Origin of the sequence: Streptomyces sp. NPDC002619, assembly GCF_042889305.1 — a bacterium.
Taxonomy (GTDB): Bacteria; Actinomycetota; Actinomycetes; order Streptomycetales; family Streptomycetaceae; genus Streptomyces.
On sequence record NZ_JBIAQV010000086.1, the window covers coordinates 1 to 14,792 of the forward strand.

General features: G+C 68.0%; 11 protein-coding genes and 2 pseudogenes. 4 read left to right on the top strand and 9 right to left on the bottom strand.

What is annotated here, in order from left to right; all coding sequences use genetic code 11:
- Positions 1 to 80: 80 nt before the first annotated feature.
- Positions 81 to 344: a hypothetical protein gene (locus ACFYXB_RS43960; RefSeq protein WP_389590999.1), complete on the bottom strand. Its 264-nt coding sequence runs from the start codon at positions 342 to 344 to the stop codon at positions 81 to 83.
- 648 nt (positions 345 to 992) lie between these two features.
- Complete coding sequence (locus ACFYXB_RS43965; protein ID WP_389591000.1) at positions 993 to 2,780, bottom strand: serine/threonine-protein kinase; 1,788 nt, start codon at positions 2,778 to 2,780, stop codon at positions 993 to 995.
- A gap of 1,907 nt (positions 2,781 to 4,687) precedes the next feature.
- Between ACFYXB_RS43965 and ACFYXB_RS43970 the strand changes: the two genes are divergently transcribed.
- Positions 4,688 to 5,605 (top strand): septum formation family protein, encoded by a 918-nt coding sequence (locus tag ACFYXB_RS43970; RefSeq protein ID WP_389591002.1) that lies wholly within the window; start codon positions 4,688 to 4,690, stop codon positions 5,603 to 5,605.
- 211 nt (positions 5,606 to 5,816) lie between these two features.
- Here ACFYXB_RS43970 and ACFYXB_RS43975 read toward each other — a convergent pair whose 3' ends face one another.
- The 4 genes and pseudogenes from ACFYXB_RS43975 to ACFYXB_RS43990 all read right to left on the bottom strand — a co-directional run bounded on the left by ACFYXB_RS43975 (position 5,817) and on the right by ACFYXB_RS43990 (position 8,582).
- A complete protein-coding gene (locus ACFYXB_RS43975) occupies positions 5,817 to 6,695 on the bottom strand; it encodes an IS110 family transposase (protein WP_389591003.1) in 879 nt (292 codons plus the stop codon).
- A 115-nt stretch (positions 6,696 to 6,810) separates the two neighbouring features.
- Positions 6,811 to 7,136: pseudogene (locus tag ACFYXB_RS43980) on the bottom strand (transposase); the annotation flags it as partial.
- Between the two features lie 214 nt (positions 7,137 to 7,350).
- Positions 7,351 to 8,019, bottom strand: coding sequence for a hypothetical protein (locus ACFYXB_RS43985; RefSeq protein ID WP_389591004.1), 669 nt, complete (start codon positions 8,017 to 8,019; stop codon positions 7,351 to 7,353).
- Positions 8,016 to 8,582 (bottom strand): sigma-70 family RNA polymerase sigma factor, encoded by a 567-nt coding sequence (locus ACFYXB_RS43990; RefSeq protein WP_389591005.1) that lies wholly within the window; start codon positions 8,580 to 8,582, stop codon positions 8,016 to 8,018. The genes ACFYXB_RS43985 and ACFYXB_RS43990 overlap by 4 nt, the downstream gene beginning before the upstream one ends.
- Positions 8,583 to 8,918: 336 nt before the next feature.
- On the opposite strand from ACFYXB_RS43990, the pseudogene ACFYXB_RS43995 reads away from it, so the two are divergent.
- A pseudogene (locus ACFYXB_RS43995) lies at positions 8,919 to 9,297 on the top strand (IS200/IS605 family accessory protein TnpB-related protein); the annotation flags it as partial.
- 125 nt (positions 9,298 to 9,422) lie between these two features.
- Here ACFYXB_RS43995 and ACFYXB_RS44000 read toward each other — a convergent pair.
- Positions 9,423 to 9,944 (bottom strand): ATP-binding protein, encoded by a 522-nt coding sequence (locus ACFYXB_RS44000; protein ID WP_389591006.1) that lies wholly within the window; start codon positions 9,942 to 9,944, stop codon positions 9,423 to 9,425.
- Positions 9,945 to 10,424: 480 nt separating this feature from the next.
- Here ACFYXB_RS44000 and ACFYXB_RS44005 point away from each other — a divergent pair, with 480 nt between their 5' ends.
- Both ACFYXB_RS44005 and ACFYXB_RS44010 read left to right on the top strand, forming a co-directional pair.
- A complete protein-coding gene (locus ACFYXB_RS44005) occupies positions 10,425 to 10,727 on the top strand; it encodes a DUF6233 domain-containing protein (protein WP_389591008.1) in 303 nt (100 codons plus the stop codon).
- Between the two features lie 269 nt (positions 10,728 to 10,996).
- Complete coding sequence (locus ACFYXB_RS44010) at positions 10,997 to 12,529, top strand: protein kinase (protein WP_389591012.1); 1,533 nt, start codon at positions 10,997 to 10,999, stop codon at positions 12,527 to 12,529.
- 290 nt (positions 12,530 to 12,819) lie between these two features.
- Here the strand turns inward: ACFYXB_RS44010 and ACFYXB_RS44015 are convergent, their stop codons facing one another.
- Both ACFYXB_RS44015 and ACFYXB_RS44020 read right to left on the bottom strand, forming a co-directional pair.
- On the bottom strand, positions 12,820 to 13,650 hold the full coding sequence (locus tag ACFYXB_RS44015; RefSeq protein WP_389591009.1) for an oxidoreductase: 831 nt from the start codon (positions 13,648 to 13,650) through the stop codon (positions 12,820 to 12,822).
- 578 nt (positions 13,651 to 14,228) lie between these two features.
- Positions 14,229 to 14,402 carry a hypothetical protein gene (locus tag ACFYXB_RS44020; RefSeq protein ID WP_389591011.1) on the bottom strand — a complete coding sequence of 58 codons (174 nt, stop codon included), beginning with the start codon at positions 14,400 to 14,402 and terminating at the stop codon, positions 14,229 to 14,231.
- Positions 14,403 to 14,792 lie beyond the last annotated feature (390 nt).

Genomic DNA, 14,792 nt, shown 5'->3' on the forward strand with positions numbered 1-14,792 from the left:
TCCGAGTAGTCCTTCATCGCCATCGGCGGTCTTCTCGCTTCCTCCGGATCAAGCAGATCCAGTATCAGCGTGTCCACCACTCAGGGGGAGGCCCCGAGGAGACTCCACGGTGTGGCAATCGTCCAGGCCCGCTGGAGAGTGGTCAGCAGTGCTTGCTCTGGGGTGGGGCAGATGAGGGGGGATACGAGCCGCAACTCGGCAAGCTCTGGGAACTTCCAGTACCTCTCGTATCCCTCGATCTCAACGGGGCACGGCAACAGCTTCTCGATGCGGCTGACCACTCGTCCGGCACTGCGGCGGTCGCCCGCGTGCACGTAGCAGCGCCATCGGATCGTCTCAAACATGCAGGCACCATACGGCTCTTGTGTAGCCGGGGTGCGGCGTCCCATGGGTTGGGGACCCACGCTATGCCTTGCTGGAACCTCAGCTTGGGAAGCAACGGCGCTTGCGCGACCGTATAGCTGCTGACCTGCGGAGATTCATCGTGCATGCCCCGTTGCGCGGGTCTGATCGCACCGCTGTTGACCGTGGTTGTCCGCTCTTACGGGCAGGGTTTGGGCACGGCTTCGGACTGTGTGGTTCGGCAGCACGGTAAAGCCGTGTGGGCAGTGTGTCATGCGCAGGGTGGTTCAAGCCTGCCGAACGGCATTGCGTGGGCAACTGATTGGCGCACCCGACATCCGGCGCAGGGCGACGTATCCCCGACAGGCGTGTGACGAGGGACAGTGAAGCGGCTTGGCATTCGATTCGTCGAACAGGCCGGTGCACTTGCTGACTTCGGTGTGAGGTTCAGACACCCCCAGGCAAGTGGCCGGATCGTAGCGGTTGCCCTGTGCATGATCACAGAAAGCTTCAGACGTGATGCTGACTTTGATCTCTGTCGTCCGCTCCGATGGCAGGCGCTCTGTCAGGTACTACATGGACGACGGCTTCGGCGCAGGCGGTCGTACCCCCTCGGCATGAGCAGCTGCGTGGATCACGGCCTGGCTGACTCACTGATGTGACGTGGGTCGCGCTACATCACCGAAGAGTCCGCGCAGCAGACGAATCACGGCCGTCACCGCCATGAACGGCGCGGCCGGCATGTTGGCCAACAGAACCCACCATGTGCCATTCACGGTGGTAAGGAACCATTCACTCACCAGCTCTTCCTCGGCACCGTCGCCCACCCCCATGACCCAGAACCAGGTCAGCGGCACCATGACCGACCACAAGAGCCAGAAGCCGCCGAGGACTGCAGTCCAGGTCCGGGTGCCTGGCACGGGATAGCGCTCGAGCCGTGCACGGAAGTACTGCAGTCCTACCAGGACGACGACGAGGAGCACCGTCAACGGCACCCGCCACCCGTCCTCGTCCATCGCCCAGTGGGTCAGTTTCTGCCACCAAGCATTGTCCTGTTGTGTCGCCGGGTGCTCGCGGGCATGCGCCTTGAGGTCGGCTCCCGCAACCAGGAGGGCGAGCATGGGCAGCAGGCCGAGCAGGCTCAGAAGTGGGTGGCCCAGCGCGGACCTGCGCACCCAGGGCGCTATCCGGACCAGCTCAGCAGGGCCATCGGCCGACGCCATGCGTGTCGATACCCTCGCCTCCCCCGCCGGAGGTCTGGAGGGCGGCGGTTGCAGGGGTGGCGGCGGGCCGGAGCGCGTCGGGACGGTGAAGCCGTGCCGACTGCCGAATGCGGCTGGTGGGGCGACGGCGGTCGGGGGGTCGGGGGTGGCCGGTGGGGTGATGGGTGCTGGTGGGACCATGGCCGTTGGCAGGTCGGCGTTCGAGGAGGCGGCGGTCGCCGGGGGAACGGCCTCGAAGGAGGGAGCAGCCACAGCGCGCGGTGGCACCCGGCCTCGGTCGTGTCCAGGACCCGTGTCCCGATCGGTGGCCGCCAGACGGAGGAGTTGCTCGCTTCTCCGGGCCAATTCCGAAGCTATGGAAGTCGGCAGCCAGTATGCGGTGTCGGCGCCGTGCTCCCCCGCACAGACACCCAGTTCCTCGAGGGAGGGGCGGTAACCGGGCTCCTTGGCCAGGCACTTGCGCACCACCGTCATCAGGTCGTCCGGTACGTCGCTCAGGTCCGGCTCCTCGTGCACGATCCGGTACCCCAGGTTCACTGCCGCGCCCGACCCGAACGGATTGCGCCCCGTGGCTGCGAATGCCAGGACCACGCCGAGCGAGAAGACGTCGCTGGCGCCGTGTACCTCCCGCCCCTGCGCCTGCTCCGGTGACATATAGCCGGGCGAACCGACGGTTGAACCCGTTCTCGTGAGGGCCGTGTCTTCGGCGGCGCGGGCGATCCCGAAGTCGATCAGCAGCGGTCCGGCGGGTGACAGCAGCACGTTCGCCGGCTTGAGGTCGCGGTGAACCAGCCCACACGCGTGCACCGAGCCCAGTGCCCCGGCAAGCCCCGACAGCAGCCGCCACAAGGCGGGTACGGGCAGCGGACCATGCCCGTGCACAGCCTCGTCGAGGGAGGGCCCCGGGACGTAGGCTGTGGCCAGCCAAGGCACGGGCGCGTCCGGGTCGCTGGCAATCACCGGCACCGTCCCCGGCCCGGAGACCGCCAGTGACGCACGGACCTCGCGCGCGAACCGTTGCCGGAAGCCCGGGGCGTTGGCCATTTCCGCTTGCACCATCTTGACCGCGATCATCCGACCGGTTGGCGACCGCCCGAGATATACACGACCCATGCCGCCCTCACCCAGGCGGCGTAACAACCGGTACTCGCCCACCTGCCGCGGATCGTCATCGGCCAACGCCTGCACTTTCAACACCCCCGGCACAAAGCGCATGTGGACAAGTTCGCATCGTGACACCGCCGTGTCACTTGCGCCACCGCTCAGGCGGTCCGACCAGCCGCCGGGAACCGGTCCGCACGCTCCGTGAAAGCTGTCCCCGTAAGCGATCGGATGAGTCGGTGACTTTCCAGTCGGGTTTGGCGGCGACCCTCGGTTCGGAGCTCGCCTCCGGCATCGGCAGGCCTCACAACGCCTGGGCGCCTACGTCGGGCCGGACTGTGGTGCGTAGGTGGCAGCAGCCTGTGGAAAGCACCCTTGGATCTCGCCCCGGAACTGCAGGCCGAGGGTTGACCTGGGGTTTCATCATGGAGCGGGTGACGAGAATCGAACTCGCGCTCTCAGCTTGGGAAGCTCGGGTTATCTACGGGTGGTTGCTGGGCTGATCTGCGTCGGAGCGGCTACGTGGCCTGACCGGCCGACGGCCGGGTCCCCGCCATTCCCCGTGGTTCCCCGCACGATCTGGCACGTTCTGGCACGGCGGCGTGCAGGCCCTGGACGCCGAACTTCGTGCCCTGCGTGCACTCGTCCTTCGCCTGGAAACTCCCCGCCCGGCGCCCGGCCCACCAGACGCGTAATCACCGCTTCAGGAGCGAGGTTGGGCGACCTGCGGTGTGACCTGCGGGTTCCCCGCCTTGAACAGGGTCCGGCGGCACGCACCTCTGTATACCCCGATTCCCCGTGAGTCCCCGCTCGTTCTGGCACGGATGTGGCACGACCGCTCTTCGTCCCGAAGTAACTCGGGCGGGGAATCGATCTCGAATTGGTGTGTCTCTGCGCTGTGGTGACGGTCCGCAGGTGTGCGGGGTTGTCCGACGCTGTTCGTCGGCGTTGTCACGCAGTCAGACACTCACTCGGCCGCGCGCTTGATAGCGATCGGAATGACAAGTCCGCTGGCCACCCGCGCCGTACGGCGCTCCCTGCTAGGTGCCCTATTCGGTGCCGGAGGCACCTCTATCGTCGGGCTCCACACTCTTACGCCAACGTGCCAACATCTCCTTCACGCACCGCAGCAGATACCACCAAGCGAGCAGCCCAGTCGCCCCCCATGCGAAACGCTCCACGACACCCATCGGCTTGGACACCACGGCCACCGGGGCACCAACGGCCGCTCCGACGGCGAGTATGACAAGCCTGGTGTCCATCAAGAGGCGCGATTTGTTCCGCGCCATGCTTCCTCCACTTTCCGGCGACCAGCCATTGACAGGCACCGTGATCGTGCCCTTCCGCGGTAAGCACCGGAACCTATCTACGAGCAAGCGCGCGGTCAACGTCGCACAGCCCCGGCACCGGGCTGACCTCCAATGGCCCGTCCGGCCGGTCGGCCCAGCCCCGCCAGATATGCCGACCGGCGCACTTCCACAGCGACCGACAGGTCCGCTGGCCATCGTCCTCCCGCTCGGAGAGAACGAAGCCGCCGGACTTCATGCGCCGGCCGCACTCAGGACATGCCGGGACGTTGCTGGTCATGCGGAGCACTCTAACGGAGCGACCGCTTCGTCCCGAAAGAACTTGGCTGGGGGCTCGACCTTGGCCGACTGTTCCGTTCGCCTGCGGCGCTGGTGCACAGACGTCCGCGCTTGTCAGCTGCTGTACGTCGGCGCTGTCACGCAGTTAGACACTCACCCGGGATGCGATCCGGCGCTTAGAAGATGCGGGCACACCCCAGCTGCCTGGCCCCAGAGGCCCGTTCCGATTCCGCTGCAAGCTGCGGAGTATCGCCGTCGTCCGCGCCCGTTGCCGTCAGCGTTGCCGTCACTGGCGTCGCGGTGCAGGACAACGAGGTCCGCCTCACTGGAGTGCGCAATCGCCGCCGTGAGAGACCACTGGGGTGACAGAGACGCCTGGTCGTGTGCGAGGATTCCGGCTCCGCATACGTGTTTGCCGAGGTCGACCGGAGATCCATGTCCGCCATACCGCCGCCCCCGCCGTCTGAGCCTGGCTCCAAGCGCAACCAGAAGGGCCGCGGACTGGCGATCGCGGGTGTGCTAGCGCTCGGTGGGGTCGCGCTGGCGATGAGACTGATCATCGGGGGTATCTCCGGTTACGCCGACGAAAATCCGGACAAGCGGATGTCCGGCGCAGGTGACCGGTCGGCCGTAAGCCTCGCGATGGGCGACTGCTTCACTAGCTCGCAGCACGGAGAGGTCTACTCCGCGGTACCCGTGCCGTGCTCCCGGCCACACGACGGCGAAGTGTTCGCCACGGTCGCTCTCACCGGGTCCAGCGGCGCCGACGACGTCCTCGCAAAGCAGTCATACCACCAGTGCAGCGATCGGCTGACCGACTACGTCATGGACGACTGGTCCTTGCCCCACACGATGGGCGTCAACTACTACTACCCGACCCGTGAGGTCCAGTCGGGTAACAGGACCGCCACCTGCTTTACGGCCGGCACGAACGGCCAGACCACTGGCAGCGTACGCGAGCAGGAGACCAGCCTGACGGCAGACCAGCTTGCCTTCCTCAGGCTGGAGCTGGCCTCCGCGCGCGTCTTCAGGACCTATCCGCACCTGGGCAGCGTGGCCGCGAATCGTGCCTGGGCTGCGAAGATGGCGGCCGCGCTGGACCATGAGGCCGATAGCCTCGGAGCCGCCAACTGGTCTGCCGGTGCCAGGCCCAAGGTCACCGCCTACGTCGGGGAGCTTCGAAAGAGCGCCGAGCTGTGGCGCAAGGCCGTGGCGGCACGTTCGGACAACAGTTACTGGGACCGTTCTGAGGACGCCTGGGACCACCCTTCCTACAAGTATCAGCGGGACGTCCGGAAGGCTCTGGGGCTGGCTTCGGATGTCCCCGCCACCTCCTTCGGGCCGCCGTTCTAAGGTTCGACACGCCTCGGGTTGCACATCGGGCCTGCCTGATTGGGCCGCCTGCCGAACCGAAGGGCCGTCACCACAATTCCGTGCCGTCCACGTCCAGCGGCATCGCCGATTGCCCGGATCAGGTCCCGGGTGGCGAAACCTCTCTGACCTGCCTTTTTCGCAACGACTACCGGGCCTACCGTTTTCTGAAGGCGATTGACACGAGGCGCAGTCAGCAGCTAGGGCGGCGTAGCGACTTTGGCCGGGAGTTTGGCGCGAGTGAACACGGCGCCTTACGCCGGCCCGCGGATCGGACAGGCTTGTGGACCTGCCCGTGCCGCGGGGTCAGCCCGGCCCAGGAGCACAGCCGGTCGGCGGAAGCGAACCGGTACACATCTCCGATCTCAGCGACCAGCACCGCCGCCAGGGTGGTGCCGATGCCGGGCAGCTGCTGGAGGGCGCGATAGCCGGCGCGGCCGCGAAGCCGGTTTGCGATGCGGTCGTTGAACAGGGATTCCTCGGCGTCGAGTTCATCGATCAGCCTCAGTAACGACGCGACGCGCTGGGCATAGGGGCCGGCCAACGCGGTCTGCCCCAGCTGGGCACGGCCGTCGATACCGAACAGGTCGGACGCCGGGATCAGTACTCCGGCCTTGGCCAGCACGGCGTGCACCTGAGCCTTCAGCCCCGAGCGCAACGCGACGAGCTTGGCCCGGTAGCGCACCAGTTCCCGCACCTCACAGACCTGCGGTGGCGCGATCCAGGCTTCCGGAAGGCGTCCCATCCGCAGCAGGTCGGCCAGGTCGGCGGCGTCGCGCAGGTCGTTCTTCACGCGCCGGTAGGCGAAGCCCTTCACGCCCAGCGGATGGGCCACGTGGACGCGTGCCCCGGCGGCCTGCAATACGTCGACCGCCCAATACCAGCCGTAAGTGGCCTCCAGGACCACGTCGGGGTTGCGTCCGGCCAGCTCGATCTGCAGGCCGAGCGCCACCGGGGCGTTGAGGATGCGTACCGCGCTGAGCTGGACGCCGTCCTCTGTCTGCCGCACGATCACCGACCGTCTGCGATGCACGTCGACACCGACGTACTGGTGTCCGTCGTACTCGCTCACCTGGGGCCTCCTTCGCCGTGGCGGAGCGCGCACCTGGGACCTACCCAGAACACCCACGGAGGGCGGGGACTTCGCCCCTCCATCGCATCAAGACGTGTGGATCTGTTGAAGCGACTCAGGCTGAGAGGGCTTCGGGGTGTTCGACGAGGTGGCCGCGTTCGAAGGGGCGCCGGCGCGGACAAGGGCCACGAGGTGGGGTGCGTTCACGGCCCGCCAGCGGGCCTGGGCAGACTCGACGAGCTTGAACACCATGGCGAGGGCTGCGGCCCGGCTGCCGGCTCTCTTGGTGACCTTGGTCCGAAGTCGCACGGTGGCGAAGGTCGACTTGATCGGGTTCGTGGTCCGTAGATGGATCCAATGCTCGGCGGGGAAGTCGAAGAACGCCAGGAGCTCGTCCCCGTCGTCCGTGAGCAGCCCGGCGACCTTGGGGTACGTGAACCCCTGGACCGGTGAGCGCCGGCGAGCCCCCTGGCGAAGAGGCCGGATCGCGGCAATGCACCGGCACGTGTGCACCCGCGAGGCGCTAGGCCCGCAGCTCTGATCACCGGTCAGGTACGGGCCGGGGCCACGGGCGGCGCCGTGACGGGTGGGGGCGCCGCATTGTGGCGTCCCCCCGTCCGACGTTGGCGCGTGGTGATGCCCAATGATGTTCCGGCTACGGGCGCGAGTGCGCCGGCGGCAGGTCCGTGGTGCACGTCAGCGGTACTCCCGTGGGCACCAGGCGCTCGACGGATCCCGGATTCCCGTGCACGGAGGCCAGCTGGGCCTCGTTCAGGTAGCCGATGAACAGCTGGGTCCCGGCCGGCATGGCGGAGGGGGTGAAGACGAAGGTGACCTTGCCGTCGTCTTCCCGTTCGCCCCTCATGACCTCCCTGACCCCGGGCCCGACGCCGCTCGGGTCGAGCGCGCCGTCGTCCTGCGGCGCCTTGCAGAACTCGCCCTCCTTGATGAGCACGGGGAAGCCGGCCTTGCGCAGTGCGGCCTGCAAGCCCGCGTGGTTCTTGAAGTACCGCTGCTTGTCCCAGGACACGTGGACCGTGCCGTCCTTCTTGGTGTCCACCGTGTACGCGGCCGTGCGAATGTGCACAGCGCCCGCCCCGGTGCTGTTGCCCGCCGTGGGCGGTGCGGTCGACGGGTTGCCGTGCGTGGGGACGCCGAGCGCGAGCCCTGCGGCTGCGGCGACCCCCGCCGTCGTGCCCACGAAGCGGCGCCGACGTCGGCGCGCGCGGCCCGCAGCCTCGATCTGCTCGATCGGGGTGTCCATCGTGATGTCGTCCAGCGAGTCCTTCAGCGCGTCCAGTACGTCCATGTCGTGGTCGCTCATTGCCCAACCTCCGGGTTGTCTACGGTGACGAGGTGGCCGCGAAGCGTCGCGACGGCCCGCGACAGGTGGGCGGTGACGGTTCCCGGGGCAATCCCGAGCACCTTGGCGGTGGCCCCGGTGTCGAGGTCGAGGAAGACCCGGCACGCGATCACCTCCCTCTGGCGCTTTGGCAGTTGACGCAGCACGGCCAGCAGCGCGGGGTCCAGGCCGGGATCGGGGACCGTGCCGGCCGCGGTGTCGTGTGCGCCGTCCAGCGCGACTTCCCGTCGCCGGCGGCGCCACCACGAGACCCGGGTGTTGAGCGCCGTACGCACGATCCACGCGCGTGGCACCGGATGGCGGCTGACCTTCGGCCACGCCATCCAGGCCCGGGTGAACGCCTCGGCGACCAGGTCCTCGGCCAGCTGCCGATCACCTACACTCGCCAGGACCGCCTGCAGGCATGCGTCCCGGCTTGCTTGGTAGAACTCCTTGAACTCCAGCTGCTTCACACCCCCTAAACGCCGCAGCGCCGCAATCCGCTTACCTGAGAGGCGCAGTCGGCCGCCGGTGATCAGTGACACCGGTTTCCCGTCGTCCCGGCTGGGACGGGTGGGCTCAGCGGGCGTTCGGGCGCTGCCGGGCAGGCGTGTGGCGAAGGCAGGCCGGCCAGGCGCCGGTGTCGATGACGCCCGGCGGGATGCCCTGCCGGTCCCGCCGTCGGATCTCCGTCGCCGCCCTGTCCTGCTACAAACCCGGTCCCGCTGCTTGGCGTTGGCGCTGCGGGAGCACGTGGCCAGGTTCCGAGTTGTTGTCAAGACCTGTGGATGGAGTCGTGTTGAGGCGGCTTGGTGGACATCCTGATCTTGATATTGTTCTCGCCCTGCCGGGCGACTTCGTGCAGGCCAAGGCGGCGGTAGGTCGCCGTCGACGCCGCCTACACCTCCAAGTGCGGCGCCCAGCACTGGACCCGCCCCCTGACCAGCACCACGCGCGCGATGACCCGCCACGACGCGGCGAGCATCGCGATCGGAAGGCGCGCTCTGGGGCACCCGATCCGGCGACGGACGGCACCGCCCCCCGCACGACCAGAGCGATCGTGCGGGGCATCGGACCGTCCAGGCCGGACCAGACACCCCAGAGCGCGAGGGAAACCGCCCGCGTGTCACCGGACCGCGGACACGATCCGTGCGCCCCGGACACGACGAGAACGCGGTGGACCAGAACGCCCAACACTGCTCGGGGCGTTCGGCTGAGCATGAGTTCTGGCAACAGGACTCACTCCCGCTCAGCCTGTAGGAACGGTAGATGACACCGCGGTGCTGGGCTGAGCTGGGCCCGTGATTGAGCCTGTTCGCACTACTCGACACCGGAAGGTCGTTCTTTGTTGCCACCTGCTGCTGTTTTCGCGTGGCGGGCGGACCTCAACTCTTGACGGCCTCTGCGATCTGCAGGGCGGCCTGGGCGGGCGTGAGGTGCGTAGTGTCGACGACCTCGGCCTCGCCGTGTAGCCATGTGCGGGCCGCCTCGGCGTAGGGCTCAAGGTATTTGAGACGGAATGGGGAGGGGCCAAGAAGAGTGTCCCCCTCGATGCGCCCGCGGAGGGTGTCTTGGTCAGCGTGGAGAACGAAGTGCCTTACCGGAATGGCGTGTTGGGCGAGGCCCGTGCTGATCTCGCGCCAGTACTGCTCGACGAGGACAGTCATGGGCATCACCAGAGTGCCGCCGGTGTAGTCGAGTACGCGGCGGGCGGTCTCGACGACGAGCGGCCGCCACGGCGGCCAGTGCTGGAAGTTGTCCGTCCCGGGCAGCCCCGGCGTGATGTCCATGAGTGTCTCGCCGACCTTCTCGGCGTCGAACACCCGTGAATCCGGGATCAGCTGCTGCACGAGTGCACCGGTCGTCGTCTTGCCTGCGCCGTGGGTGCCGTTGAGCCATACGATCATGCGACCCAACGCTAGCGCCGTGCGGGCCGCGGCAACGGGCACGGCAGAAATCCGGTACGGCTTCGGCGTTACCCAGGGTGGTGTCAACCATCGAGATCAGGTGTGACCTATCTCGAATCGCAAGGACAAATCGCCCATGGTGCCTTTGCGGCCAAATAGCACTGCGAGTGGCCAACTATCACTGCGAGTCACATCGGCTGAGTGCCGTGCTGGCGCTTGAATCAAACATGTGAACGAGCTGCCGCTGGATCAGCGCGCCTCCGGGCGATCCTCGGCTACCTCAAACAGCAGCTCGCCGACGAAGAGACCGTCGTCACCTACCTCTGTCTCCAGGTCCAAGCCGTACGCCACGCCCTCGCCGTCGCCGAACACCGGAAGCCAGGCAGCTCGTCACCGCCTCAGCCCCATCGCCCGCCATCGCTGGCCCCGGCGGCGGTCGGGCCGCCTCCATTGACGGTGCGGCGTCCCACCACGGGGTTCATGATCGAGCAGCGGCGTACGCCGGACGGCCCGCTCGAGGCGGCCGCGCACTTGGACGATTGCAAGGTGACCAGTGACCAGACGCACCCGGTATCGGCGCATGAGGCGCGGCTGGCGTTGACGATGCCCTCCAGCTGGAGCGTGCGCGTTCTGCCGCCAGGACACCGAGCTGGGGATCCTCGAATAGGCGGGGCACCGGCCAGAGGCCTTCTTCGAGTCCGTCTTCTTCGCGGCAGCCTTCTTGGCCGGCTGCTTCTTCGCCGTCGCTTTCCTGGCCGCGGTCTTCTTCCTCGGATTCGGTAGTTCGTGCACCTCGGCATCCCCGCCACGGGAGGCCTTCGCTCGCTGCACGGATGCGTTCAGCGTTGTGTGCGCTCGGTCAGTGACCGCTGTGGCATCCGGTCGGCTGGTATTCCCGGGCCGCCCGTCCGGCGGGATCCTGTCTATTGCCCGTAACGCAGGGTGTCGCGCCGGGATAGCGGGGGATGGGAGCGAGGATGGAGCCGTTGGCGGCCGGGGATCCGGCCAGGGTCGGGGGGTTCGTACTGCGGGGCCGTCTGGGTGCGGGCGGAATGGGCCGGGTGTTCCTGGGCCGCTCGCTGGCCGGACGGGCGGTGGCGGTGAAAATCGTGCACCCGCACTACGCACAGCAGACGGAGTTCAAGCGCCGGTTCCGGCAGGAGGTCACCGCTGCGCGGGCGGTGAGCGGTGCCTTTACGGCGCCGGTAGTGGCGGCCGGCCCGGATGACGACCCGCCGTGGCTGGCGACCGTCTACGTGCCAGGGCCGAACCTGGCCGAGGCGGTCGCAACGGGCGGCCCGCTGCCAGAGGCATTGTTGTGGCCGCTGCTGGCCGGGCTGGTGGAAGCGTTGCAGGCGATCCACGCGGCCAACATCGTGCACCGGGACCTGAAGCCCGCGAATGTGTTGCTGGCCGAGGACGGCCCGCGGGTGATCGACTTCGGCATCGCCCGGGCCATGGACGCCACCGCGCTGACCGGCACCGGGGTGATCGGCACGCCTGGCTTCATGTCACCGGAGCAGGTCGAGGGCGAAACGGTGGGCCCGGCCAGTGACGTGTTCACGCTCGGCGCGGTTGTCGCCTTCGCCGCCACTGGCACTGGGCCATTCGGTGAAGGCAGTCACCTGGCGCTGCTGCACCGCGTCATACACACCGAGCCCCACATCGACGGCGTGCCCGGGCCGCTGCGCGGCCTGGTCGCCGCTTGCCTGGATAAGGATCCCGCCCAGCGGCCCACCCTGGCCGCCCTCGCCGGGACGATCGCAGACCGGTGGACTCCGCCGGAGGAGTTCCCGGGAGTCGTGCCGTGGCCTGCCGCAGTGACCCGGCTGATCAAGAGTCGGCAGACGCCCGCACCGGGTGCGCCGATCGTGGCGATGCAGCCGGACGAGGCGGCCGCACACCCACCAACCGAACGCGTCAGCAAAACCCTCTCACCAGAGGAACTCTCAAGGGGCTTAGTGAATTACGTCCGACACCTGGCCGAAGACCGTGCCCGGGTATTGGCACCGGACCACCCCGACACTCTGACCATGCGCTACAACCACGCCCGCTACGCCGGGGATGAGGGCGATCCCGCACAGGCAGCTCTGCTCCTCGCCGACCTGACCGCCGACTACGCCCGGGTGCTGGGATCGGACCACACCGACACTCTGAACAGCCGCCACTGGCACGCCCATTACGTCGGGGAGGCCGGTGATCCCGCACAGGCAGCTGAGCTCATGGCCGACGTAACCGCCCACTGCGCCCGGGTGGTGGGACCGCACAACCCCGGCACGCTGCGTAGCCGCTACTGGCACGCCCTCTACGTCGGGAGAACCGGTGATCTGGTGCAGGCGACGCGGCTCATGGCCGACGTAACCGCCCACTGCGCCCGGGTGATGGGACCAGACAACCCCGACACGCTGCGCAGCCGCCATGACCACGCCCGCCTCACTGGAGAAGCCGGCAATCCGGCCGAGGCAGCCCGCCTGATGGCCCTGGTGGCAGCCGACCGCACCCGGGTCCTTGGCACCGACCACCCGGCCACCCAAACCAGCCGCCACCAGCTCGCCCACTGGCAGAAGCACGCTGCACTGCACTAGCAGGGCTCCGTCAGGTCCGTGTTTCGCTCACTGCTGCGGACTGGCCAGCCTCTGCCAGCCCTGCAGCACACTGAGGGGTCGCACCGTCCGCAGACCCATGCGGGAGCGGAGCGGACCCGGCCCGCGCCACAGCGTCACCTTGTGCTCTGGCTGGTCGGGCAGAGCACAAGGTGACACCCGGGCCCTTTGGCGCGGTGCCGGCCCGGCGGGAGGAAGCCGGCGATGTGCCGCCGCCCCAGTGGTGGGGCAGCCGACGGGACATGGTCTGCCGCCCGGCACATCCGCGCGGGTCAGTCGTGATCGGTCGTGACGGCGACGTGCCGCCGGGCGACCATTTCCTTCCTGACACCGGCCAGTTTGGCCTCGAAGGCCTGGACGGTGTCGCTGCCCAGTTGCAGGCGCAGCGGGGGCTCGGCGGCCGCAGCCAACTCGACAATGGCCTTGGCGCCCTTGACCGGGTCGCCAGGCTGGGTGTGATTGATCCCCGGGACGGCATCGCGCATCGTGCCGGAAGTGGCCGCGTAGTCGTCGATCACGTGGACGCCTGTGGTCAGGCTGCTCGGGTCGAGGAAGTCGGTGCGGAAGAAGCCCGGCTCCACAATCGTCACATGCACGCCCAGCGGGGCGAGCTCGTCATGCAGCGCCTCGGTGAAACCCTCCACGGCGAACTTCGTTGACGCGTATACGCCCCACCCTGCAAAACTAACGAAGCCGGCGATGGCACTGATGTTGCTCACGTGGCCGGAGCGCTGGCGGCGCAGGACGGGCAGGACGGCGCGCTGCACGGCAAGCACCCCGAAGACGTTCGTCTCGTAGACCGCGCGGACCGCTTCGGCGTCAGCCTCCTCCACTGCGGCGAGCAGACCGCTACCGGCGTTGTTGACCAGAACGTCGATACGGCCGAAGCGCTGGACGGCGGCGCTCACGGCGGCCTCGATCTGGCTCTGATCGGTCACGTCCAGCGGTACCGCCAGCAGGGCATCGCCGGCGTCGGGGAACTGCCTGCTGACGCTTTCCGCGCTGCGGGAGGTCGCCACGACCTGATGGCCTGCGGCCAGCGCCGCGCGGGTGATCTCCGCGCCGAGGCCACGGGACGAACCTGTCACAAACCACACACTCATCGATTACTCCTCTGACGCTCTCCGGCTCCAAGGCGATCGGCTCGCGGATGCCGGCATCGCGGTCTCCTTCGGGTTACGCAGGGCTGTGATCCGTCCCCCGAGGGGGGCGCGCCCACATCCACTAATCTTCTATGGAAGATATTTCTTAGCAAGAGATTGAATTATGAACTAAATGGGACATGCGTCACCCACCGGCGCGGACTCCCCGGCCAGGTCCCCGGTGCAGGCGTACGGCACCAGGCCGCACTCGGTGCCCCGGGCCATCCGGATCACCTCACCGACGCGACCTAAGAAGACGACGGACCCGACCCGGGCCGAAGACCTCCTCGGCCGGGATCGGCACACGAACAGGGACATCGGCCGGCATGGCCGACACGCAGAAGCATCCGGCGCGGTCGGATGCCCCCCGGACCAGGAGCCGGGCACCGGAGCCGACGGCGGCCGTGCACGCCTCCCCGCCATTGCACATCGCGGCGACCCTCGCCCCAGCAACCACCAGGTCGAGATGGGCGCCGGCAGCACGAGGGACCGCGCACCGTCACCGGACAGCACTGAGCCCTCCTGGCGGCGTCACCCGATCACACCTGTCCGGTGCGCACGCCCCTCTCGACCCGGCCGCCCAACGCGTTGTCGACGTTGCCCCAGCACCCAAAGGCGCGCTGCAGCACGGACTCACTCACATCGTTGAGCAGGTGCCCGACGATGCTTTCGACCAACTGCCCATGCGCCGCCCCGTCGATCACCTCACGCACGAGCGTGCCGCCCGCCCTCAGCTTGCGATCAAGAAACGGGCACCCTGGATGGAACTCGGGCCCACCCGGGCGACCTGATCGGGGGTGCCCTCCATCACGGGGGCACCCCCGATCCATGTCACGGGCGTGACGCACGGCATCCATTTAGTTCTTGCTTCAACTTCTTCCTCAGAAATATCTTCTGCGTCAGATCGATTGATGCGGGCATCCCACCCCGGGACGAACCACCGCCCCGCGGTGACACCCGTTTGGTCGACCAGGCCGGACACACCACGCCCGAGCCCTGGTTGTCACGGAAGAAATGAAGGAACCTGTCATGTTTAACGTCGCCAATGTCAAGGCCGCTGCCAGCCCGGACCTGCTGACGCCCGACAACGCGGTGATGCTGTT